The 23,489-nt window shown below is 64.4% G+C and carries 19 protein-coding genes; 5 read left to right on the plus strand and 14 right to left on the minus strand.

Annotated features, from left to right (window positions below):
- Window positions 1–13: 13 nt before the first annotated feature.
- The 3 genes from J7359_RS04800 to J7359_RS04810 all read right to left on the minus strand — a co-directional run bounded on the left by J7359_RS04800 (window position 14) and on the right by J7359_RS04810 (window position 2,850).
- Entirely contained in the window at window positions 14–295 is a 282-nt protein-coding gene (locus J7359_RS04800) for a hypothetical protein (protein ID WP_209055412.1), read from the minus strand.
- A gap of 98 nt (window positions 296–393) precedes the next feature.
- The gene (locus tag J7359_RS04805) at window positions 394–2,313 is read right to left on the minus strand and encodes an ATP-binding protein (RefSeq protein ID WP_209055413.1); all 1,920 of its coding nucleotides are present in this window, start codon (window positions 2,311–2,313) and stop codon (window positions 394–396) included.
- Complete coding sequence (locus J7359_RS04810) at window positions 2,314–2,850, minus strand: putative glycolipid-binding domain-containing protein (protein ID WP_209055414.1); 537 nt, start codon at window positions 2,848–2,850, stop codon at window positions 2,314–2,316. It lies immediately after the preceding gene.
- Window positions 2,851–3,066: 216 nt separating this feature from the next.
- Between J7359_RS04810 and J7359_RS04815 the strand changes: the two genes are divergently transcribed.
- Window positions 3,067–4,344 (plus strand): acetylornithine deacetylase/succinyl-diaminopimelate desuccinylase family protein, encoded by a 1,278-nt coding sequence (locus J7359_RS04815; protein WP_209055415.1) that lies wholly within the window; start codon window positions 3,067–3,069, stop codon window positions 4,342–4,344.
- Between the two features lie 88 nt (window positions 4,345–4,432).
- Entirely contained in the window at window positions 4,433–6,631 is a 2,199-nt protein-coding gene (locus tag J7359_RS04820) for a hypothetical protein (RefSeq protein WP_209055416.1), read from the plus strand.
- 3 nt (window positions 6,632–6,634) lie between these two features.
- Here J7359_RS04820 and J7359_RS04825 read toward each other — a convergent pair whose 3' ends face one another.
- The 4 genes from J7359_RS04825 to metZ all read right to left on the minus strand — a co-directional run bounded on the left by J7359_RS04825 (window position 6,635) and on the right by metZ (window position 12,528).
- Window positions 6,635–7,696 (minus strand): STAS/SEC14 domain-containing protein, encoded by a 1,062-nt coding sequence (locus J7359_RS04825; RefSeq protein ID WP_209055417.1) that lies wholly within the window; start codon window positions 7,694–7,696, stop codon window positions 6,635–6,637.
- Between the two features lie 31 nt (window positions 7,697–7,727).
- Window positions 7,728–10,106 (minus strand): UvrD-helicase domain-containing protein, encoded by a 2,379-nt coding sequence (locus tag J7359_RS04830; RefSeq protein ID WP_209055418.1) that lies wholly within the window; start codon window positions 10,104–10,106, stop codon window positions 7,728–7,730.
- A 139-nt stretch (window positions 10,107–10,245) separates the two neighbouring features.
- Window positions 10,246–11,205: a GTP cyclohydrolase FolE2 gene (gene folE2, locus J7359_RS04835; protein ID WP_247740210.1), complete on the minus strand. Its 960-nt coding sequence runs from the start codon at window positions 11,203–11,205 to the stop codon at window positions 10,246–10,248.
- A 135-nt stretch (window positions 11,206–11,340) separates the two neighbouring features.
- Window positions 11,341–12,528 (minus strand): O-succinylhomoserine sulfhydrylase, encoded by a 1,188-nt coding sequence (gene metZ / locus J7359_RS04840; protein ID WP_209055420.1) that lies wholly within the window; start codon window positions 12,526–12,528, stop codon window positions 11,341–11,343.
- A gap of 319 nt (window positions 12,529–12,847) precedes the next feature.
- On the opposite strand from metZ, the gene J7359_RS04845 reads away from it, so the two are divergent.
- Window positions 12,848–13,882 (plus strand): hypothetical protein, encoded by a 1,035-nt coding sequence (locus tag J7359_RS04845; RefSeq protein ID WP_209055421.1) that lies wholly within the window; start codon window positions 12,848–12,850, stop codon window positions 13,880–13,882.
- 80 nt (window positions 13,883–13,962) lie between these two features.
- Here J7359_RS04845 and J7359_RS04850 read toward each other — a convergent pair whose 3' ends face one another.
- The 4 genes from J7359_RS04850 to J7359_RS04865 form a co-directional block, all read right to left on the minus strand.
- Complete coding sequence (locus J7359_RS04850; RefSeq protein WP_209055422.1) at window positions 13,963–15,288, minus strand: sigma-54 dependent transcriptional regulator; 1,326 nt, start codon at window positions 15,286–15,288, stop codon at window positions 13,963–13,965.
- A gap of 21 nt (window positions 15,289–15,309) precedes the next feature.
- Complete coding sequence (locus tag J7359_RS04855; RefSeq protein WP_247740211.1) at window positions 15,310–17,025, minus strand: ATP-binding protein; 1,716 nt, start codon at window positions 17,023–17,025, stop codon at window positions 15,310–15,312.
- Between the two features lie 141 nt (window positions 17,026–17,166).
- The gene (gene purQ / locus J7359_RS04860) at window positions 17,167–17,835 is read right to left on the minus strand and encodes a phosphoribosylformylglycinamidine synthase subunit PurQ (RefSeq protein ID WP_209055423.1); all 669 of its coding nucleotides are present in this window, start codon (window positions 17,833–17,835) and stop codon (window positions 17,167–17,169) included.
- A gap of 78 nt (window positions 17,836–17,913) precedes the next feature.
- Window positions 17,914–18,120, minus strand: coding sequence for a DUF2061 domain-containing protein (locus J7359_RS04865; protein ID WP_209055424.1), 207 nt, complete (start codon window positions 18,118–18,120; stop codon window positions 17,914–17,916).
- A 114-nt stretch (window positions 18,121–18,234) separates the two neighbouring features.
- Here J7359_RS04865 and J7359_RS04870 point away from each other — a divergent pair, with 114 nt between their 5' ends.
- Entirely contained in the window at window positions 18,235–19,089 is an 855-nt protein-coding gene (locus J7359_RS04870) for a helix-turn-helix transcriptional regulator (protein WP_209055425.1), read from the plus strand.
- 68 nt (window positions 19,090–19,157) lie between these two features.
- Here J7359_RS04870 and J7359_RS04875 read toward each other — a convergent pair whose 3' ends face one another.
- The gene (locus J7359_RS04875; protein WP_209055426.1) at window positions 19,158–20,369 is read right to left on the minus strand and encodes an NADP-dependent isocitrate dehydrogenase; all 1,212 of its coding nucleotides are present in this window, start codon (window positions 20,367–20,369) and stop codon (window positions 19,158–19,160) included.
- Between the two features lie 212 nt (window positions 20,370–20,581).
- Here J7359_RS04875 and J7359_RS04880 point away from each other — a divergent pair, with 212 nt between their 5' ends.
- The gene (locus J7359_RS04880) at window positions 20,582–21,733 is read left to right on the plus strand and encodes a Hint domain-containing protein (protein ID WP_247740199.1); all 1,152 of its coding nucleotides are present in this window, start codon (window positions 20,582–20,584) and stop codon (window positions 21,731–21,733) included.
- Between the two features lie 90 nt (window positions 21,734–21,823).
- On the opposite strand, the gene J7359_RS04885 is transcribed toward J7359_RS04880, so the two are convergent.
- Together J7359_RS04885 and J7359_RS04890 are read right to left on the minus strand one after the other, a co-directional pair.
- Window positions 21,824–22,267: a hypothetical protein gene (locus tag J7359_RS04885; protein ID WP_209055427.1), complete on the minus strand. Its 444-nt coding sequence runs from the start codon at window positions 22,265–22,267 to the stop codon at window positions 21,824–21,826.
- A 94-nt stretch (window positions 22,268–22,361) separates the two neighbouring features.
- Window positions 22,362–23,489, minus strand: a complete 1,128-nt coding sequence (locus tag J7359_RS04890; RefSeq protein ID WP_209055428.1) for an HD domain-containing protein — start codon at window positions 23,487–23,489, stop codon at window positions 22,362–22,364.

Raw genomic sequence — 23,489 nt, forward strand, 5'->3', positions numbered from 1 at the left:
GTGCGGCGGCCCCTTACTGCCAGTTGACCCAATAGACGATCCCCATGATCGCCAATGTCGGGATGATGAAGACCAACCACAAGAGCCGTGACTTCAGCGACTTATCGAACCCGACCATCGACTTGCGGACAAACTCGTCCCTGGCGCGGTTGTTCCCCGCCATGTCGGGATGGCGTTCGTCCCAGATCTCTTCCAGCCTCTCGCGCCTGAGCGAGCGGATATAGATCCGCAGCAGCAGGTAGAACATCACCTCGACCAGAAAGACCAGCACGATCAGGCGCAACAACGCAGCCATGTTTTCCCCTTTTCCCGCGTCACGATCCTTGGGGATTAAAGCCTAGCACGCAGCGGGGACGAAGGCACCCGGCGGCCGGACGGGCCGGGGACACCGCCTTAGTCGCCACGTTCGAAGCGGCGTTTCGCCTCGGCCATGCGCTGCATGCCGCGCACCGTATCGGTGATGGCGGTTTCATCCGCGCTTTCGGAATAGCGCCATTCGCTGTCGGCGTATCGGTTGATCTCTTGCAGGACCATTTCGGGCGTGATGGGGCGGCGCAGTTCCTCGATCATGTCGATCTTGCGCTGATAGGGCTGGTGCAGGAACGTGCCGGGCCGGTCGAACCAGTCATCCGGCATGTCGAAATCCATCGCGCGGGCCTTCACCGCATCGGTGATGTTCTTGATCGCGCGGCCCGTGAAACGCGGATCGGCCTGCGCGATGGCAAACAGATAGCTGCCCAGATCCGAGATATTCTGCAGCGGCCCGTGCCGATACGAGACGTCTGCGAAGATGGCGCTGATCGCCGGGGCCTCGGGGCGTGCATGGCCGGCATAGCTGTCGGACACCGCCTGCTGCAGGATGCGGCCGCGGGATGCATCGTGAGTGCCGAACGGGATGTCGTGCCGGCGTCCCATGAGCAGGCCCAGTATCTCGATATAGTCGGCCTGCGTGCGCGGCCCCTCGATCAGCAGCCGCGCGCCGGCGCGCTGGCGCAGCGCGTCGTCGATATTCTCGGCGTGGTTCGAGAACATGCCGAAGGTCGCATTGCCGCGCACCACGGTCGAGGCACCGGCGAAGGCCTCCATCAGCACGGCGGTGATTTCCTGCTGCCCGGACGAGGATTGCCGGTCGCCGCGCCGCCCGGCGATCTGGTCGATGTCGTCGATGGTGCCGAAGCCGATCACCCGAGGGTCGATGATCGCGTTGACGAAGGCCCGCGCGTTCTGGCCCGACTTGCCCTGATAGCTGTCCACATTGTCGACCGACAGGTTGCGATAGCGGAAGGGATAGCCCGCAACCCCGCAATAGTCGTGGATCAGCCCGGCCATCATCTGGATCAGCGTGGTCTTGCCGGTGCCGGGACGGCCATCGCCCAGGAAGGTGAAGGCAAAGCCGCCAAGTTCGACGAACGGGTTCATCATCCGGTCGAAATCATAGGCGACCAGCATCCGCGCCAGCCGCATCGCCTGATGCTTGGCGATGGTGTTGCCGATCACCTCCTCGGGGCGCTTGAATTCCATCGCGGCGGGACCGCCCTTGGCGCGGGTCGGCGGGGCGAAGCCCGCGATCGGCAGATCGTCGGCGGCCACGCGCCAGGCGGCACCGGTAAAGGCGCGAGCCATCGGCGCCTGCTCGCCTTGCGCCGAGACCGCGGCCGACAGCGATTCGGCCCAGGCCATCGCGGTGGCGATCAGGCTGTCGTCATCCTTGGCGTGCTGCGCAAGATTCCGGTCCAGTTCCCACAGCGCGCCCTGCAGCGCGACGATCGGATTGTCGGTCAGGATCTCGTCCGCACTGGCGTCGGCCACCGATCGTGCCCCGGCATGTTCGGACAGCAGAAACGCCGTCGCATTGGCCAGCACCGACAGCGCGGCCAGCGATTCCACCGCGACAAGCTGGGCGAAATCGTCGTGACGGTCATGGGGCAGATGATGTTCGGTATTGCGGCGCTTCAGCGTGGCTGCGCCCGAACGCGCGGCGACCTCGTCGGCGACGGCCAGCGCGATGGCGGTGGCGCGGCGCAGCACCCGCGCCATGGTCGCCGCCGCCGGGGTCAGCAGATCATCGCCGCCCGCATTCTCGATCCGTTCAAGCAGCCGCACCCGGTCGGTCCGCGTCGTCGCGCCATGGGCGAAACCGGTGGCGGACTGGCGGCCCGCAGGCCGCGCCGGCGCATCGTCGCCGCCGGTCCCGGACTCTGCCTCACGGACCAGCCGGGGCGCGTGGTCAAACCCGCTGAGCAGCGACAGCGCCTGCCGATAATGGCGCCGGATCGCATCTTCGGGCAGTTCCATCTCGTTGCGGGCGTCCATTCAGTCCTCTTGCATCCAAAGGCCGGGATAGTCGGTCACGAAGCCGTGCCGGTTCACGGTCAGCGTTGTCTGAAAATCGGTCTCGGCGCTGCGATAGCACCATGAGCCGTCGGGGGCGAGGCGATAGCCCTGATGCAGCGGCTTCAGCGTCCAGTCCCCATCGTCAAGCCACAGCGCGGCGCTGTCGCCGCCACCGTGGGGCCCGAAGCGGTTCAGCGGGATGGTGTTGGTGGCGGGCGTGAAGCCCAGATCCAGATCCATAAGCCGGTGGCTGTCGGGAACCTCGTCCCCGTTCGCGCGCCATTCCCCGCCGGCACCGCGCCGGATCGACAGGCTGATGGCGCGGCCGCCGACATTGCCCTGCAGCCGCGCGGATCGCGCGACCCAGTCCTGATCGCAGATGATGTCATAGCCGATCCGCGCGGGGCCGCGCCGGTCGCCCCAGACCGCCGCGCCCTGAAGATGCCACTGGCCCGCGTCAAGATGCAGCGCGCAGGCATCGTGACCGGGCATGTCCAGCCGACGCCACAGGATCATCTGGCGCGACATCGCATCCCCCCGCCGTCTTGCAAGGGCGCCGCCAGCATCCGCACTGACTGATCGTCCCTGCCCTGGTGATCGCGCGCCGCCATTTCGGTCCCCTCTGTCTCGGTGCCGAATGTTAGGGCCCGTGCCGATCCGCGCAAGTGGTTGAACTGCCTATGCCGCGTGAACCCCGTTGCCAGCCTTCGCCGCACCGCCTAGCATCGGCACATGAACAGACTTCGCGACGCCATCGACGACCGCCGCGATCAACTGGTCGCGCTGACCCAGGACCTGATACGCATTCCGACCCTGAACCCGCCGGGGCGGCATTATCTGGACATCTGCGAATATCTGCAGGCACGCCTGTCCCGACAGGGCTGGCGCTGCGAGATGGTTCGCGCCACCGGCAGCCCCGGCGACAGTGAAACCTATCCGCGCTGGAACATCGTTGCGCGCAGGCAGGGGGCGCGGCGTGGCGACTGCGTGCATTTCAACAGCCATCACGACGTGGTCGAGGTGGGGCACGGCTGGACCCGCGATCCGTTTGGCGCCCAGCTTGACGGCGACCGCATCTATGGCCGCGGTTCCTGCGACATGAAAGGCGGGCTGGCGGCCAGCATCATCGCCGCCGAGGCCTTCGTCGCCACCTATCCCGACCATGCCGGCAGCATCGAGATCAGCGCAACGGCGGACGAGGAATCGGGCGGCTATGGCGGTGTGGCCTATCTGGCGCAGCAGGGCGCCTTCGCCCATGTCGATCACGTCATCATCCCCGAACCGCTGCACAAGGACCGGATCTGCCTGGGCCATCGCGGCGTGTGGTGGGCCGAGATCGAGACGCAGGGCCGCATCGCCCATGGCTCGATGCCGTTTCTGGGCGATTGCGCGGTCCGCCACATGGGCGCGGTTCTGGCCGAGATGGAGGCGACGCTGTGGCCGCTGCTGTCGGGCAAGCACACCGAGATGCCGGTGATCCCGGAAGGGGCGCGGTCCTCGACCCTGAACATCAACAGCCTGCATGGCGGCGCGGCCGAGCAGGATACGGGCTATACCGGCCTGCCCACACCCTGCGTGCCGGACCGATGCCGGATCGTGATCGACCGGCGTTTCCTGATCGAGGAAGACCTGACCGAGGTGAAGGCCGAGGTGACCGCGCTGCTGGAACGGGTGAAGGCGCAGCGGCCCAGCTTTCGCTATGAGGTGCGCGACCTGTTCGAGGTCGTGCCTTCGATGACCGACAAGGACGCGCCGGTCGTCACGACCACGGCCCGCGCGATTCAGAACGTTCTGGGCCGCGAGGCAGGCTATGTCGTCAGCCCCGGCACCTATGACCAGAAACACATCGACAGGATCGGCAAGCTGAAGAACTGCATCGCCTATGGCCCCGGCGTGCTGGACCTTGCGCATCAGCCGGATGAATGGATCGGCGTGCAGGACATGCTGGACAGTGCCAAGGTGATGGCGCTGGTTCTTGAGGAACTGCTGACCGGACAGCCGCCGGGCTGACGGCTGGCGACCGGTCAGGTCCGATGGCTCAGACAATCGCGCGGATCGTGCTATTGTCGGGATCAATCAACGAGTTCGGGACAGGTCGGTGCAGCGCAATCTGGTACTAGTCGTTCACGGGATCGGCGAACAGACCCCTGGTCAGACGATCGACGCGCTGACCGGCGGTGCGATCCGCGAGCTGGGCCTGCCGGGCCCGGTCGAAAGCCGGACCGAGATGATCGCCGAGGACCGCCCCGGCGACAGGCAGTTGCGACTGTTTCCCTGCCATATCCGGCGCACCACCCTGCCCGCAGGCCATGTGGGTCAGGCCGAGGAACAGGAGGTTCTGGCCGGCGAGGTCTATTGGTCCGACCTGTCGCCCGCCCCGCGCGGCGCGGTCGCGACCGGGCTGGACCTGCTGCGCACCGTGCTGACGCTTGGCTATCTGGCGCTGGACAATGTCTCGCAAAGCGTCGAACCCGCGCATCGCTGGATCCGCGCCCTGGTACATCTGTTCGTCTGGATCTTCTATGCGCTGATCGCGCCGATGAACGCGCTGCTGCTGCTGGGGTCGATCCTGATGCTGACCGACAGCTTCATCATCCGGCTTGGCCCCGACACGCTGCAGGGGGCGACGCTGATGGCCATGCTTGGCGCGATCGCGGTGGCCCTGCATCTGGTGTGGCGATACCGGCTGCGGCGGCCCGAAAGCTCTTACCTCGAACGCTGCTTCATGGCGGGCATCGGCGGGCTGGGCGCGCTGACGCTGATCGCGGGGCTGATGGTGCGGCTGGCCTTGCCCGACCGGCCGGAACTGGCGGTGATCGACCTGAACAACCCGCAGGCCTACATGCCCGCGATCCCGCGCGAGCCGCCATTCTGGCTGGACTGGCTGCGCAAGGCATCCTGCGGGTCGGTCGATCTGACGGCCTGCTGGAACCCGGCCTATCAGGACATCGCGGCCTTGCTGTGGGCGTTCACGATGCTGATGGCGCTGACCTGGCTTGCGGCGGTGGCGGTTCTGCTGGCGATGTTCGTGATCTCGGCCGTGACCGATATCGGCGGGCTGCGCACGGCGGCGCTGGCGGGGGTGCCGCTGTCGGTGATCCTTGCCATCCAGCTTTCGCCTGACCTGCCCCGGTTGCTGCTGTTGCTGGCGCTGCTGATCGTGGCGGGGGCGGTCTTCGCGGCCTGGGTCGCGCGTCAGGGCGGCGACGCGCTTGGCCGGATGACGCGGCTGTTCGGACGGCGCGCGCGGATCTATCTGCCGATCTGCAACGCGATGCTGTTCCTGTGGATGCTGATTTCGGCGGCGATCTGGTCGATCTTCGCGGAACTGATCCACAAGCTTGACGGTCCGCAGGGCGGCCAGACCCTGCTGAGCCAGCTTTATGCCGATTATTCCGGACTCGCGACCAGCACCATGTCCTATATCGTCTTCGGGGTCGCGGGGCTGATCGTCGCGGGCGTGGTGCCGCTGCTGATCCGCCAGCGCCGGAAAGAGGCGCTGGCGCTGGACCCCGACAGTTGGCTGGACGTGTGGTGCGGACGGATCATCCTGAACCCGGTGCTGAACCTGCTGTTGATGTTCCTGATCCTGTGGATCGCCTTTGGCGGCGCGCTGCAAGCGGTGCGGACCGGGTTCGACGTGCTGGGCATCGCCTATCGGCCCTGGAACAGCGACACGCTGATCGGCGGGCTGATCCGGTTCCACGAGACGATCAAGACCTATAACCCGATGGCCATCGCGCTGGTCGGCATGGCCGGGGTGGCGGCCTATCGCGCCGCCGATTTCGTGTCATCGGCGCTGGGGGTGGCGCGCGACATCTCGGTCTATTCGGCGCGCACGCTGGCCTACAGCCCGGACACCCCCGAGGGGCGCAGCGCCTATGCGTCGCGGCAGCGGATCAAGGCGCGGTTCCACACCGTGCTGGCGCATCTGTCGCGGCAATATCCGCATGACCGGCTGATCGTCATCGCCCATTCGCAGGGCACCGTGATCGCCGCGCAGGCGCTGCAAGAGGTTGGGCCGACCGAAACGCCCACCTTTCTGGTCACCATGGGATCGCCCCTGACGCATATCTATGGCCAGTATTTCGCGAACGGCTTCGACATGGCCGACCTGCCCCGGCAGACCCGCCGCTGGATCAATATCTATCGCTGCGACGACTTCGTGGGCACCGAGGTTCGGCTGCCCGGCGACAGGGTCGAGAACCACCGCGTCGCGCCGGGTGGCCATACCGGCTACTGGACCGACGCCCATGTCTGGATGACGGTCCGCAAGATCCTTGGCATCACCGGCTAGGCGTCAGTTGTCCGGCGTATCCGACGACCGCGGCGCGGCCTTCGCCGATGGTTTGCGCCGTGTTGCAGGTTTTGAGGTCGCGGCTTTCGGGGCGGCAGCGGACTTGGCCGTGGCGGCTTTCGCCGGGGCAGACCCCGACGCCGAGGCGCCACCCGCCTTGCGCGATGCAGATCCTGTCGCAGCCCTGGATTTCGCGGAGGGCTTGGCCGCAGGCTTCGGCCGTTCCGGCGTGGGCTTCCGGTCGGGTGCGGCCGCAGCAGGCTGTGATCCGGCCTGCGGGGGCGCATCGGCCCGTGCCTCGGGCGGGGGCGCGGCATCCGCACCGCCTTCGCAGATCCATGCCCTGGCCGCATCCATCGCGTCCGTGGGGAATACCGCGACCTCGCCCGGCATCAGCGGCGCGAACATCTTCATCCCCCGCGTGATCCAGCCGATATCGCTGACCACCGCCACGCGGTCGAAGCTGCGCCAATGGGTCAGTCCCAGCCGCGCATCGTCCCACATCGCACCGGCGGTGTAATTCTCGAAATCGGGGCCAAGCTGCATCAGCAACCGCAGGCTGCCATGCGCGGCCTCTCTCTTGCGCACCAGCGGGATCAGCCGATCCTCGTAATCGCGCGAGGTCACCTCGCCCACCGCGCGGATCGCGATGACATTGTCGGGATAGCCGTCCAGAAGCACATATCCTTCGGGTTCCTTCTCGGGCGATCCGGCCCATGCAATCGCCTCGTCCTCTTGCCGGACGTCGAAATGGCGCACGCGGGCGCGCACGAAGATGTCGGCAAGATTCGGCAACATCGCCAGCCCCATCCGATCGGTCACGATCGCGACGCGCGGCAGGACCATCGCATGTTTCCGCACGACATCGAAATGCGCCTTCATCGCGGAAAGACCCTGCCAGTGCGGCAGCCCCTTCAGATGCACGACCAGCCCCGGCATCCGGTCATGGTCGTTCGCATAGTCGTCGATGGTCTGTCCCATCGCCTCGAACTCCGAGGCCGGGATCGTTCCCTCGGGCCGGGCCGTGACGACGTTTCTGGTGGCGTCCACTTGGATATTCAGCATTGGCTTGCTCCGCTTGCGGCCGCCCCGAAGATCAGAACGGCACGTCGTGGTCCTCTTCCGCCGGCCGAACATAACCGGCCTTGATGGTCTTGAAACCCGCCGCGAACTGCACGGTCAGCGTATCTTCGGCGATGCCCATGATCTGACCTTCACCGAACTTGGCGTGCACGACCTTGTCGCCGACCTTGAACGTCGTCGAGGGGGTCGCGTCGATGGTGACGGGGGCGCGGTGGACGGGGGGCTTTCGTTCGGCGGCGCGCGCCTGCATCCGCTTCCATCCAGGCGAGTTGTAGACATCGGCCTTGGCCGCGCGATCATGCATGTCGGTGCCGGCATTGGCCCCCGCGAAAGCCATCGCGGCACCGTAGCCGCCGCCGTAAAGACCGGGCGGCGTCAGCACCTCGACATGCTCCTCGGGCAGTTCATCGACGAAGCGCGACGGCATGCTGGATTGCCACTGGCCATAAAGCCGCCGGTTGCCCGCAAAGCTGATCGTCGCCAGCCGTTCGGCGCGGGTGATGCCGACATAGGCCAGCCGGCGTTCCTCCTCCAGCCCCCGGGTGCCCTGTTCGTCCATGGCCCGCTGGTTGGGAAACAGCCCGTCTTCCCATCCCGGCAGGAAGACGACCGGGAATTCCAGCCCTTTGGCGGCATGCAGGGTCATGATGCTGACCTGATCGACCGTCTCGCCCTCGTCGCGGTCCATGACCAGCGCGACATGTTCCAGAAAGCCCTGCAGGTTGTCGAATTCCTCCAGCGCCTTGACCAGTTCCTTGAGGTTGTCCAGTCGCCCCGGCGCATCCGGGGATTTTTCGTTCTGCCACATCGCCGTATAGCCGGATTCGTCCAGCAGGCGTTCGGCCAGTTCGACGTGACTGACGGTGCTGTCCAGCGCATCGGCATGCCAGCGCCCGACCCCGTTCACGAAGTCGCGCAGATTGGCCAGGCCCTTGCCGCCCAGTTGCTTGTCCTCGACCACGATCCGCGCGCCTTCCAGCAGGCTGACGCCATTCTGCCGCGCCACTGTCTGGATCGTCTTCAGGGCCTTGTCGCCCAGGCCACGCTTGGGCGTGTTCACGATCCGCTCGAACGCCAGATCGTCTTCGGGGCCGACGACCAGCCGGAAATAGGCCATCGCGTCGCGGATTTCCTGCCGTTCGTAGAAGCGTGGGCCGCCGATCACGCGGTATGGCAGGCCGATGGTCATGAAGCGATCCTCGAAGGCGCGCATCTGGTGCGAGGCGCGGACAAGGATGGCGATGTCGTTCAACCCGACCTGCCCCAGCGCGGCGCGATGCCCGCCGTGGAACGCCTCGATCTCTTCGCCGATCCAGCGCGCCTCGGCCTCGCTGTCCCAGTGCCCGATCAGGCGCAGCTTCTCGCCCGCCTCGGCATCGGTCCACAAGGTCTTGCCCAGCCGCCCCTGATTGGTCGCGATCAGCCCCGATGCCGCCGACAGGATCTGCGGGGTGGACCGGTAATTCTGTTCCAGCCGGATCACCTGCGCACCGGGGAAGTCGGTCTCGAAACGCAGGATGTTGCCCACCTCGGCACCGCGCCAGCCATAGATCGACTGGTCGTCATCGCCCACGCAGCAGATGTTCCTGTGCGCCTGCGCCAGCAGCCGCAGCCACATGTACTGCGCCACGTTGGTGTCCTGATACTCGTCCACCAGGATATAGCGGAACCGGTCCTGCCAGGTTTTCAGCACATCGGGATGGGCCTGGAACAAGGTGACGCAATGCATCAGCAGATCGCCGAAATCGACGGCATTCAGCGCCAGCAAGCGGTCCTGATAGGCCTGATAAAGACGCCCGCCCCAGCCGTCGAAGGCCGCGGCCTCGCCCTTGGGCAGCTTGCCGGGTGTCAGGCAGCGGTTCTTCCAGCCGTCGATCAGATGCGCCAGCTGCCGGGCGGGCCAACGCTTCTCGTCCAGGTTTTCGGCCTGGATCAGCTGTTTCATCAGCCGGATCTGGTCGTCCTTGTCCAGAATGGTGAAGCCGGGTTTCAGATGCAGTTCACCATTGCCGATCAATTCGGCATGGCGCCGCAGGATCTTGACGCTGATCGAATGGAACGTGCCCAGCCACGGCATCCCCTCGACCGTCTCGCCCAGAAGCCGCCCGATCCGGGTCTTCATCTCGCGCGCGGCCTTGTTCGTGAAGGTCACGGCCAGGATCTGCCCCGGCCGCGCCTTTCCCAGCATCAGCAGATGCACGATCCGCGTGGTCAGCGCGCGGGTCTTGCCGGTCCCGGCCCCCGCCAGCATCAGCACCGGCCCGTCCAGAACCTCGACCGCGGCGCGCTGCGCGGCGTTCAGCCCGTCCAGATACGGCGCGGGCCGTGCGGACATGGCCCGCTGCGACAGGGGCACGCCATCGAAATCGTCGGAATCGTCCAGAAGCTCCATCCCGTCAATCTAGGCGTGAAAGGCGAACAAGGGAAGTCTTCGTTCCCGCTTCGTTCCGATCCGGTCGATTTTCTTCTTGGCCCGAATACCCCGCGGGGGTCCGGGGGCAGCCAGCCCCCGGCCGTCGCGGGACGCAATCTCAGGCGCGCAGCCCCGCGAAGGTCATCGGGTCCAGCGAGGCCTGCGCAAAGGTCGGACCATCGACCAGCAGGCTGACCGCGTCGTGGGAATGCAGCGATTCCTGATGGCTGGCGATGACGCGGAAATCGCCGATCCGCGGATCGGCCTGCAATTCATGCGCAAAGGCGCGGACAGCGTCCTCGACGAAAATCGGGTTCGAGGCATTCAGTTCGGCAAAGGCCTGTTCGTCCTCGCGCTTGACCATCACCTGCGTCTCGGTCGGAACGGCGCGGCGGCACAGTTCGACCAGATCCTCGAACCAGATCTTGTCGGGGCCCTTCATCACCGCCGAAATCCGCGCGACCGAACGCTGGCTGTGGGGCGTCGCCAGCCGCGACCGCGTTTCGCGGGCATGTTCGGAAAGTTCCAGCGAACAGGGGCAGGTCGAGGAATAGACATAGTCGAAATGCACGATCCGCAGCCGGGCCCCGCGATGTTCGACCACCTCTTGCGCGATGTCGTAATATTGCCAGCCCGACAGGCCCGAGCGCAGCGAATCGACCCGGATCGGATAGGAAAACCGCATCTGGATGCGTGCGTCGAAGGCATCCAGATCGGCCTTGTAGTCGTCCAGCGCCGCCTCGAGCACCTTCAGGCTGAACAGGTGATCGGAATGGGCATAAAAGGACCGCATGATCCGGGACATGTTGATGCCCTTGCGGTCGGCGTCCAGGCTGACCGTGCCGGTCACGCTGGTCTCCAGCGCGATCTCGCCCCCGCGATGAGAGGAATCGGGGCGGGTCTGGTACCGGATCGGCAGCCGGAAATTCGAGATCCCGACATGCTGGATCGGCGCCCGCGCGCCGACGATCAGGCTGGCCGGCCCGTTCTGAAGATCGGGCAGCCCGGCGCGATAGGATTCGTCTGCGCGGAACTGGGAATCATAGTCGCGGATCAGCGCCGGATAGGCCGGGACCATCGGACGGGCTTCGGTCATGCGGTCATCCTCCATGGGACAGCGGACGCCAATATGGGGGCGTTTCGGCTGTTTCTAAAGAACAGGACCGCACAAATCATCCCAAAATACGGCGCAAGCCCACGCTTTTGCGCCGCCCTAGCCCGCCAGCGCCCCGGTCAGATCGTCGATCAGATCCTGAGCATCCTCGAGCCCGATCGAGATCCGCAGCAACCCCGGCGTGATTCCCAGATGCGCCTTGGCCTCGTCCGACAGGCGCTGATGGGTGGTTGTCGCGGGGTGGGTGACGATCGACTTGGCGTCGCCCAGATTGTTCGAGATCCGGATGATCCGCAGCCGGTCCAGCGCGGCGAAGGCCGCATCCTTGCCGCCCGCGACCTCGACCGCGATCATCGTGCCGCCCGAACCCATCTGCGCCATCGCCAGATCGTGCTGGGGATGGTCCGGCAGTCCCGGATAGATCACCCGAGACAGCCCCGGATGGTCCTGCAGCGCGCGGGCGATCGTCAGCGCGCTGTCGGCCTGTGCCCGGACCCGCAGATCCATTGTCGCCAGCCCGTTCAGCATGATCCAGCTGTGGAACGGGCTGATCGCGCCGCCGGTATGCTTCAGATACGGCTCGACCGTGTTGCGGATATAGTCGCGGGTGCCGCAGATCACGCCAGCCAGCGCGCGACCGCCGCCATCGATATGCTTGGTGGCGGAATAGACGATCACATCCGCGCCCTGATCGACCGCGCGCGAAAAGACCGGCGTGGCGAAGACATTGTCCACCACGACCGTAGCGCCGACGGCATGGGCCATGTCGGCCACCGATTTCAGGTCGATCACCTCAAGCCCCGGATTGGACACCGATTCGAAGAACACGGCCCTGGTGCCGGGGCGCAGCGCGGCCCGCCACTGGTCCAGGTCGGTGCCGTCCACATAGGACACCTCGACCCCGAATTTCGCCAACAGGTCCAGAACATAGAGGCAGGAGCCGAACAGGGCCCGTGCCGCCACGACGTGATCGCCGGGCGCGCACATGGAGAACATGGCGCCGTTGACGGCCGCCATGCCGCTGGCCGTCGCGAACGCATCCTCGGTCCCCTCCAGCGCGGCGATCCGATCCTCGAACATGCGGCTGGTGGGGTTGCCGTAGCGGGCATAGATGAATTCGTCGTCGCCCGTTCCCTGGAACCGAGCCTCGGCCTGTTCGGCGCTGTCATAGACGAAACCCTGCGTGAGAAAGATCGCTTCGGCCATCTCGCCATACTGGCTGCGGCGGGTGCCGTGATGGACGGCCTGCGTGCGGGGGTGAAGACCCTTGGCGGATGTCACGCTCATTCCTGAAGTCCCTTTCTGCGGTGGCAGAGGGTTAAACCTGCGGCAAACGCCGCGCAAGCCTTTGGCGGCCGCAAAGGGCCTGGATGCACGTCGCCCGACCATGCGCGAAAGATTGCCAACGCTTGCGAGAACCCGACGCCAACGACCATCATGCTGCGTCAGAAAATCGCGTTAATTCGCCCAAAAGTATTGCGGAAACGTCATAAAAACAATAATAATCAAAGCGATATCAATCGCCCAAAACTGACCAAAAGGACAAGTTGCCCGGAAAGGCTGTGGCGGTATTTTGCCGATCACCTGCATTTTGAGGAGATTGGTAATGAGTTTCGGCCGCTATTTCGCGTCTTTCGGTAACAAGTTTTCTTCGCATCACAACCGCCATGATTCCTGGTGGGGTCACGGTCGTGATCGCGATCACTGCGCGGACGATGACACCGCGCCGCAGCCATCGGTGGATGGCGGGCAGGTGAACTGGACCCTCAGCGGCAAGGGCGTGACCGTCAATGTCAGCGCCACGCAGAACGCCGACGGCAAGATCGTCTTCACCTACGAACAGGTCAAGGGACATGCGGATCTGACCGGTTTCTTCGTGGATGCGGGCAATGACGGCGGCAAGATCGGATCGGCCGGCCTGTTCAACAGCATGCGGGGCCGCGACACCGACGGCGACAAGTTGGACGGTTTCGACTTCGCGCAGAAGATCGGGTCCGTGCATGGCTGGGATGCCGACAATCGGGACGGCGAAGTGACCGTTTCGCTGAAGGATCTGGGCGTCAGCAGCCTTGCAGAGCTGGCAGAGGCCGAAATCGGCATTCGTGCCGGTGGGATCGGCTGGTGCGGCCTGGAAAGCGCCAAGCTGGCCGGAACCGGCACCTACACGCCGCCCGCATCGACCCTGCCCGACGAGCAGATCGACCTGAATTTCCCCGGCACCGGTGCCGGAGCGTCCTCGCTGACGCTGGTATTCGGGGCGACCTACGACGCCGCGACCAACACCTGGAACCAGCCCGAGGGGGACGTGAACGCCGACTGGCTTTACAGCGTCAAGCTGGACACCGGCACGGCCAATCTGCCGACGGATCTGGACAGCTATATCGACACGCTGCTGGCGGACCTGATCGAAGCCGATCCCAACGTGTCCGCCGGATCATCGCTGAAAGGTGTCTTCATCCAGGCCGAGGGCGAAGAGACCCAGTTCTATTATCACAGCGAATTCAATGCCAACGGCGAGATGCCGGACGAGATCCCCGGCGATTTCGAGGTCGATCCGATCACCGGCGACCTGACGCCGCCGGAAGCCATCGACATGGCCTACAACACGACGATCAGCGGCGACGAATTCATGTTCGCCTGATTGATCAGACACGACAGGAAAAGAAAGGGCGGCCGCCATCCGATGATGGCGGCCGCCTTGTTCATTCCCGGCGATGATCGTTACAGATAGTCGCTGCGCTGCAGACCGTATTTCGCCATCTTCTCGTTCAGGGTCCGGCGCGGCAGGCAAAGCTCTTCCATGACGGCGGCGATGCTGCCCTTGTGCCGGCGCATGGTGTTGTCGATCAACATCTTCTCGAAGCTTTCGACATATTCCTTCAGCGGCTTGCCCTCGGTGGTCGTGGCTTGCTGATTGTCCTCGCCATCCGCCATCAGAAGCGAGGCGATGGACCCCGATCCGCGGCGGTTCTGCAGCACCGCGCGTTCGGCCACGTTGATAAGCTGGCGGATATTGCCCGGCCAGGGCGCCTGCAGAAGCTGCGCGGCCTCTTGCGCGCTGACCTGAGGCGGCTCGCAGCCATATTCCTCGGAGAATTGTTCGGACATCCGGGTGAACAGCGCCAGGATATCCTCGCCCCGCGCCCGCAGGGGTGGCAGCGTGATCTTCAGCGCGGACAGGCGATAGAACAGATCCGGCCGCAGCGAATCCTCGGCCTTGCGCCCCTCGCCCCGCGCATTCGAGATGGCGATGATCCGGGTTTCGGCGGGCGTGCCCTGATCGCTGATGAAGGCCAGAAGCCGGGCCTGCAGCGGCTCGGACATGGCCTCGACATCTTCCATGCACAAGGTGCCGCCGCGGGCTTCCTCGACCGCCGGCAGGCCTTCTTCGATGGGACCGAAGAGGCGCGCGGACAAGGCCTCGTCGTTATAGGCCGCGCAGGACACGGGCACGAATTTCTTGGTCGCGCGGGGGCCGACCGCGTGCAGGGCATGGGCGACCAGGGTCTTGCCGGTGCCGGTCTCGCCGTCGATCAGGACGTGACCATCGGCCTGCCCCAGATCCAGGATATCCTCGCGCAGGCGATCCATCACCGGGCTTTGGCCGATCAGCTTGGACATCACCTGCTGCCCCTCGGACAGGTCGCGACGAAGCGTGCGGTTGTCCAGCGTCATCCGGCGCGCCTGTGTCGCCTTCTTGGCAAGCTGGGTCATCTTGTCGGGATTGAAGGGCTTTTCCATGAAATCCATGGCCCCAAGGCGCATCGCCTCGACCGCCATCGGCACATCGCCGTGGCCGGTGATCAGGATGACGGGCAAGGCGGAATCAAGTCCCATCAGGCGCTTGAGCAGCGCGATCCCGTCCATTCCCGGCATCCGGATATCCGACACGACAACACCCGGCCAGTCCGGTCCGATCACCTTCAGCGCGTCTTCTGCGCTGGCGAAGGTCTCGGTCTCGAATCCGGACAGGACCAGCCACTGGCTGATCGATTCCCGCATATCCGGTTCGTCGTCGACAATCGCGATCTTCAGCTTGCGGGACATTCTTCTAACCTCTCTCGATAATCATTCCGCGGCCAGTGCCTCGCGGGTTTCGCCGGGCCGGTGTAGCGGCAGTTCGACATGGAAGACGGCCCCGCCTTCGGTTGCGTTATGGGCGGTCAGGCGACCTCCGAAATCCGCCACGATGCTGGACGAGATCGCCAGCCCAAGTCCGGTGCCCTCGCCGGGCTTCTTCGTGGTCCAGAAGGGTTCAAACAGTTTTTCCAGATCGGAAACACCCGGACCGTTGTCGCGGACGGACACATGGGCGTGAGCCCCGGCCTCGACGGTGATCTCGATGGCGGCATCGCGACGATCCTTGACCGCATCGACCGCGTTCCGCAACAGGTTGATGATCACCTGCTCAAGACGGATGCGATCGGCAAGGACCATGATCCGGCCGCGCGGCGCGTTGCGGCTGACGCGGATCGTGCGGCTGCGCAGCTGCGGCTCCATCATGGTCAGGGCGGAACTGACGGCCGCGCGCAGATCGACGGGTTCGACCGCATCCCCGCCCTTGCGGGCATAGGATTTCAGCTGTCGGGTAATCGCCCCCATCCGTTCGATCAGGTCGTCGATCCGCTGAAAGCTGGACAGTGCCTCTTCGGGCCGGTTGCGCTGCAGCAGCAGCCGCGCGCCGGCCAGATAGGTCTTCATCGCGGCCAGCGGCTGGTTCAACTCGTGGCTGACGCCCGCGGACATTTCGCCCAGAGCGGCCAGTTTCGAGGATTGCTGCACCGTCTGTTCGGCAACACGCAGTTCCTTCTGGACGCGTTCGCGTTCGGCGATCTCGCTGGTCAGACGCGCATTCAGCGCGCGCAGATCCGCAGACTCGCGCATGTAGGCCGCCGATTGCATCCGCGCACGCCGCGACAACAGCCAGAACGCGCCCGCCAGAAGGATCGCGAACCCCATGATCTCCAGCGCCAGGACCGCGTTCACCCGTTCCCGGGTCGAGGCATAGGTGGTGAACCCGACCATCTTCCAGCCCCGGAAGGTGATGCGATATTCGCTGCGCATCACCGCGCGCCCCTTCAGATAGGCGTCGGCGGGCGGCGCGGCCCAGTCGGTGGTGACCTGAAAGGCGCGCTGGATCGCGGAGGGGGCGGATCGCACCTCAAGCGCTTCGGGAATGGTCAGGCCGCGCCAGCGCGGTTCGGTCGACAGGATGATCCTGCCTTCGCTGTCGGTCACCACGACGGCATCGGCGATGCCCGACCATCGCCGTTCCAACTGGCTGAGATCGGCCCCGACCACGATGATCCCAAGGGTCTTGCCGTCGGCGACGATGGCGCGGGAATGATTGAACTCATAGGCGCCCGCGTCGTTGGTCGAGACCGTGAACACCGTATCCCGAGAGCGAAGCGCCTCGACGAAATAGGGCGATGACACGACATTGGCGCCGATCTGGTAACGATCGGTGGACCCCACGGTCCGCCCCGATGCGTCCAGAAGCCGGATCGAGGCCGCGCCGATCTCTTTCTGGGCGGCGATCAGACGTGCTGATGTGGTCGAGAAATCGCCGCTGCTCAGCGCTCCGATCAGCGCCGGGTCGCGCGCCAGCAGAAGCGGCACGACCTCGTTTCGATCCAGCTCGGCGCGCAGGTTTCCGGTATAAAGCTCAAGCCGAAGCTCGGCATGGACGCGGGTATTTTCCGCGAACCGCTCGGTCAGCCAGGCGTTGGTGATCCAGATCGCCGCAAGGGCGCCCACGAAGATCAGCCCGATGGCAGAGCGCAGCCACCAGGGACTGGCCGGTTGCGGCCCTGCCCGCCCGGTCCGTGCCGATCTGCCGTGTTGCCCCTGATCCTCGATCACCCCGTCAACCCGAAATAATCCGTCAACTGACGCAATCTAGGCCCGGAATCATATTCGCTCAAGTCAGGCGTTCTGCAAGCTGCCGACCAGCGCAGAAAACAGCGGCGCACCATCGCTGCCGCCAAGCGCCGGATCTGCGGCCCGTTCCGGATGCGGCATCATCCCCAGAACCCGACGGTTCTGGGACAGGACACCGGCAATGTCGGCGACCGATCCGTTGATCGACGGGGCATAGGTGAATGCGATCCGGTCCTGATCGCGCAGCCGCGCCAGGTCGTTCTGCGTGACCTGATAGTTGCCGTCGTGATGGGCGACGGGAATGGTGATCTTCTGGCCCCGCCCATAGCCACGGGTAAAGTCGCTGGCGTCGGTCGCGACGCACATCGAGACCGGGCGGCAGATGAAGGTCAGTCCCTGGTTGCGCATCAGCGCACCGGGCAACAGCTTCAGCTCGGTCAGCACTTGAAACCCGTTGCAGATCCCCAGGACATAGCCTCCCTTTTGCGCATGCGCGCGCAGCGGGCCGGCGATCGGCGAATGGGCCGCGATCGCGCCGCAGCGCAGGTAATCGCCATAGGAAAACCCGCCCGGAACAGCCACCAGATCGATGCCCACGGGCAGCGCGTCATCCTTGTGCCAGACGCGTGTGACCTGTGCGCCAGCCTGTTCCAGCGCGACGGCCAGATCACGGTCGCAATTCGATCCGGGAAAGGTGATGACGGCGGCTTTCATGGCGCGGGCTCCGGCGGCAGGGAATGCTTGTGCCGCCGATAGCCGATTCCACCGGGTTTGGAAAGCGCCCGCAGCCGCTCAACCCGCGATGCGGCCCCAGCGGATATGCTGCCACAGCCTTTCATAGCCCAGATACAGCACCAGCCCCAGCGCGGCGTTGATCAACGCCATGCCGCCGCCCACCCGAACCGATCCCGTCAGCGCGAAGCCGACCAGCGTCATCACGACAAGACCAAGTATCTGCCACAGAACAGCCTTGAGAACCGATCGCTTGCGGGTGTCCATCCTGCCCTTTCCTCTTGCTGACGGGAAACTGGGCCTTTGCTATCAGAACCAACTGCTGCGCAGAATTCTGAACATCGTTAGCAATTTCGCGCATGTGATGATAAATATCACCGTATGAGAGAAATTAACGACAAGCGCGATCTTGCGGCCGGGCTTCGCGACCGGCTTTCGCAGATCATGGCCGACAGCGGCGAAACCCAGTCCGGGCTTGCCCGCGCGATCGGCGTGGACCGCTCGACCGTATCGCAGCTTCTGACCGATGCCGGCGGACGGATGCCCGGTGCGCATCTGGTCGCCGCCGCCGCGCGACATTTCGATGTCAGCGCCGACTGGCTGCTGGGTCTCAGCGAACATCAACAGATGGCCAGCGATCTGGTCGACGCCTCGCTGCAGGTCACCGCGGCCACGCGCGCGCTGATCGACGACCAGTTGTTCCAGTGGCATCAGCAAGCGGCCGGCTACAAGATACGTCACGTTCCGACCGGCCTGCCCGACATGCTGAAGACCCACCAGGTGCTGCGCTGGGAATACGCCAACCACCGCAACCGCAGCACCGAACAGGCGATCGATGCATCGGAACGTCGGCTGGACTGGATGCGCCAGACAAGTTCGGATCTGGAGATCGCCCTGCCCCGGCAAGAGATCGAATTGCTGGCCAGCGGCGAAGGCTATTACCGTGACCTGCCCGCCGACCTGCGCCGCGCGCAGCTGGATCACTTTGCCCAGGTCACGGATCAGCTTTATCCGGCGCTGCGGGTCTGCCTGTACGATGCGCGGCAGCTGTTTTCGGCGCCGCTTACGGTGTTCGGGCCGCTGATGGCGGCGATCTATATCGGGCAGAACTACCTGGTCTTCCGCGACAGCGATCGGGTCCGGATTCTGACTGCGCATTTCGACCAGCTTGTCCGGCAGGCCGAGACCGGCGCGCGGGAACTGCCCGCCCTGCTGAGCAAGCTTCAGAATGGATGAAGCCGCGCGGGGCGACCGCGCGGCTTCCTCTTAGCCTAGAATACAGGCCGGGGCCGGCCTTCGACGACTCAGGCCAGGGCCTTGTTCAGATATTCGTCGACCTTTTCCAGATAGCCCATCGTGGTTAGCCATTTCTGGTCCGGCCCGACCAGCAGCGCCAGATCCTTGGTCATGAAACCGTCCTCGACGGCCTGCACAGTGACTTTTTCCAGCGTGGTGGCAAAGGTCATCAGCGCATCGTTGCCGTCCAGTTTCGCGCGGTGCTTCAGACCGCCCGTCCAGGCAAAGATCGACGCGATCGAGTTGGTCGAGGTCGCGTTGCCCTTCTGGTGTTCGCGGTAGTGGCGCGTGACGGTGCCGTGGGCGGCCTCGGATTCGACGATCTTCCCGTCCGGGGTCATCAGGACCGAGGTCATCAGCCCCAGGCTGCCGAAGCCCTGCGCGACGGTGTCCGACTGCACGTCGCCGTCATAGTTCTTGCAGGCCCAGACATAGCCGCCCGACCACTTCATTGCACTGGCCACCATGTCGTCGATCAGGCGGTGTTCATAGGTGATGCCTGCCTTCTTGAACTTGTCGGCAAACTCGGCGTCGAAGACCTCCTGGAACAGATCCTTGAAGCGGCCGTCATAGGCCTTGAGGATGGTGTTCTTGGTGGACAGATACACCGGCACGCCGCGCGACAGGCCATAGTTCATGCTGGCACGGGCAAAGTCGCGGATCGAGTCGTCCAGATTGTACATCGCCATGGCGACACCTGCGCCGGGCGACTGGAACACCTCATGCTCGATCGTCTCGCCGTCATCGCCGACGAACTTGATGGTCAGCTTGCCCTTGCCGGGAAACTTGAAATCGGTGGCGCGATACTGGTCGCCGAAGGCGTGGCGGCCGACGATGATCGGCTGGGTCCAGCCCGGAACCAGGCGCGGCACGTTCTTGCAGATGATCGGCTCGCGGAAGATCACCCCGCCGAGGATGTTGCGGATGGTGCCGTTGGGCGACCGCCACATCTTCTTCAGGCCGAACTCTTCGACGCGGGCCTCGTCGGGGGTGATGGTCGCGCATTTGACGCCGACACCGTATTGCTTGATCGCCTCGGCGGCATCCACGGTGATCTGGTCGTCGGTGCGGTCACGCTCTTCGATCCCGAGGTCGTAGTATTTCAGGTCGATGTCCAGATAGGGCAGGATCAGCTTCTGCTTGATGAAATCCCAGATGATCCGCGTCATCTCGTCGCCGTCAAGCTCGACGACGGGGTTCTCTACCTTGATCTTCGACATGGTGGTTCCCTTGGCGTTGGTTGCGTGCTGACCGGGCTATATCCGCATTCGGCGCGGAATGAAAGACAGTATGCCATGGTATGCACTGCTGAATTGTCAGCGCGTCCGGATCGGCCGGATTCGATTAAAATTGACCAAATGAACAACTTCTCCGATCACTGAAACTCGGCTATCGAACTTGCGTAGCCTTTTCAGTTTGCTGGATTTTTCAGATGCCCATTTATCGCATGATCTACCTCGGCAATTACGCCGATATCGACCCCAATGAATCGACGATCAATTCCGAGGCCTCGACCGGAATTTTCGCGAATCGCAGCATCGGCGGTACCGATCAGCCGCTGCATGCACAGGTGCTTGAGGTGTCGATGAACGACACCAATGGCGACGGCATGATCTATCACAACAACTACAGTGGTACGCAGGAACGCATCAGCTATGAGCTGGGCGATCCACCGGTCGGTCACAGCCACGAAATCGACGGTGCCTTCCTTGCAAGCGGCACCCAGGTCACGCGGCTGCTGCCGGATGGCAGCACCGATACCGTGACCACGACCGTGCGCGTCTTCCAGGACACCTCGGGCAATACGTTCATGATCCCGCCACCCGTCAGCGGGGGCGTACCGGGCGAGGTCGATGCCGTCACCAGCCATCCGATCATCGGGATTCGCTTGCCCCCGGCGCAGAATTTCACAACCGAACTGGGTGTCGCAAGTTCGAACCGCTTTGATCTTCAGGGCTTTGTTCCCTGTTTCGCCCTCGGGACGATGATCCTGACCGAATCCGGAGAGCGCGCGGTCGAGGAACTGTCGGTCGGCGACAGGGTCTGGACGCGCGACAACGGCTTTCAACCGATCCGCTGGTGCGGAAGGCGCCGCCTGTCGGCGACCGATCTTGCCAGCAATCCCAAGCTTCGTCCCATTCGCATTCGTGCCGGCGCCCTTGGCAAGAACCATCCGCAGAGTGACCTGACCGTTTCGCCGCAGCATCGGATCCTGATCTGCTCGAAAATCGCTCAGCGGATGTTCGGAACACAGGAATTGCTGATCGCGGCACGCCACCTGACAGAGATCGAGGGTATCGACGAAGTCTTCGACGCCAGCGAAGTGACCTATCTTCACCTGATGTTCGACCGCCACGAGGTCGTGATGTCCAACGGCGCCGAGACCGAGTCGCTTTATCCCGGCCCACAGGCGCTTGCGGCGCTGGGTGCGGCTGCGAGGGACGAGATTTTCACGCTGTTCCCCGAACTGCGCGAGGGCGTCACAAGCTTTCCCGGTGCGCGACCGTTTGCGCCCGGCAAGCGTGCCCGCGCCATGGCGCATCGCCATTTCCTGAAGGGCCAGCCGCTGATGTTGTCTCACTGACAAGAAAACGCCGGACGACCCGTCCGGCGTTTCCTTTTTTGCAGAGGTAGCGCTGCGACAACAACTATCGTGCCACATCTGGTGCGATGATCACATTCCGGCTGCTTCGCAATCGGCCAAGGTGATCTGCTGCAGATTGACCGACGGAACATCCGTCTCGGCGTCGGGATTGCCCGAGTTACCCTCAGGTTCAAGTTCGGTCTCGGATACCATGCCTTCGGCAGCCTGGTTCTCATCCGTCTCGCCGGCGTCGGGATTCCCCGCGTTGCCGGCAACAGCGTCTTCGTTGGACGCAGAACCGAAATCGGTCGCATCAGGCTTGGGTTCCATGCCGTCCGTATCGGGATTGCCCGAATTCCCCATCGTCGCCATGTCGCTTTCCGTGCCGCCCGAAGCAAGCATTTCGCAATGTGCCTGAACAAACGCAACGTCGGACTTCGACACCTCTTGTTCACCGATCATCGTCTGGCCGAAGGCCGTTCCGCCGATTGTCATGGCCATTGCGGTCGTCATCGCCAAAGCTTTGAATTTCATCACATTTCCTCCTCGGATATGTCTGTTTCCAGTATGGCATCCCAACACGCGAGCGAGACGATCGTTCCAGAAGCACGACGATTTTTTTCTGGCCTCAGCGGAAATGATCTCGCAGCCGCAGGTCCAGCCAGTCCCACAGCGCCGGTGCGCCGGGGCGGACGCGTGCCCCGACCCGCGTCACCAGATCCGCGTAGTTGACGGAATATTCGCGCCAGCCGACGCCGCCCGAACGAAGATTCTGCACGGCGGGCTGACAGCGATCCAGCGATTTGGCGAAGATCGCATCCGGTGTCTGCGCTGTCTCGAACTCTTGCCACAGCGACAGGTAATCCGCCCCTTGCGAGGTCGGAAGCAGGCCGAAGATGCGTCGCGCCGCCCGCGCCTCGGCAGCCTGGATGCTGGCCGAGCCATGCGCCTGCCCCTGCGCGGAATGCAGCGGCACGTCACCGACATCGATCTCGACCAGATCGTGCAGCAACAGCATCCGGATCACGCGGCCGATATCCACCCCGTCCTGCGCATGTTCGCGCAGGACCAGCGCGTACAACGCCAGATGCCAAATATGTTCGGCGCTGTTCTCGCGCCGGGACGCGTCGATCAGCACATTCGCGCGGATCACGGATTTCAGTGCGTCCGCCTCGGCCAGAAAGCCCAGTCGCGCGCCAAGATCACCGGTCGGCGCGGTTCCCTGATCCAGAAGCGACCGGGCCGCATGTATCGCCTCGGGCCATTCCGCGTGCAATCGGGCCGCGCGTCCCCGGTCCAGATTGTCGCGCACGATCTGAACATGCTGCGGCAGGGGGTCGCGCGTCAGCAAGACCTGAAACAGCGGCTGGCAGTGATCCATCCGCTTGGCGAAGCGGGCATCCGGTGTCAGACCGGCCTCGAATTCGCGCCAGAGGCCCAGCCAGGTGCCGCCCTCGGGCAGCAGGCCGAAGATGCGCGTGGCCGCCCGCAATTCGGCCTGCATCAGGGCGTCGGCATCGTGGGCCAGGTGAATGGGCTGATCGCCGACATCGATCTCGACCAGATCGTGCAGCAGCAGCATGGCGATGGTCCGGTCCGAAGCACCGAAAACCATCGCCCATAACGCCACGTGCCAACTGTGTTCGGCGCTGTTTTCGGCGCGCGACAGATCCATCAGCACATTCGCGCGATCGACCGATTTCAGCCGGTCGGCCTCGCACAGAAAATCGATCTGTGCCGCAACCCGGTCCGTCAT

Origin of the sequence: Paracoccus sp. R12_2, from assembly GCF_017744015.1 — a bacterium.
GTDB lineage: Bacteria > Pseudomonadota > Alphaproteobacteria > Rhodobacterales > Rhodobacteraceae > Paracoccus.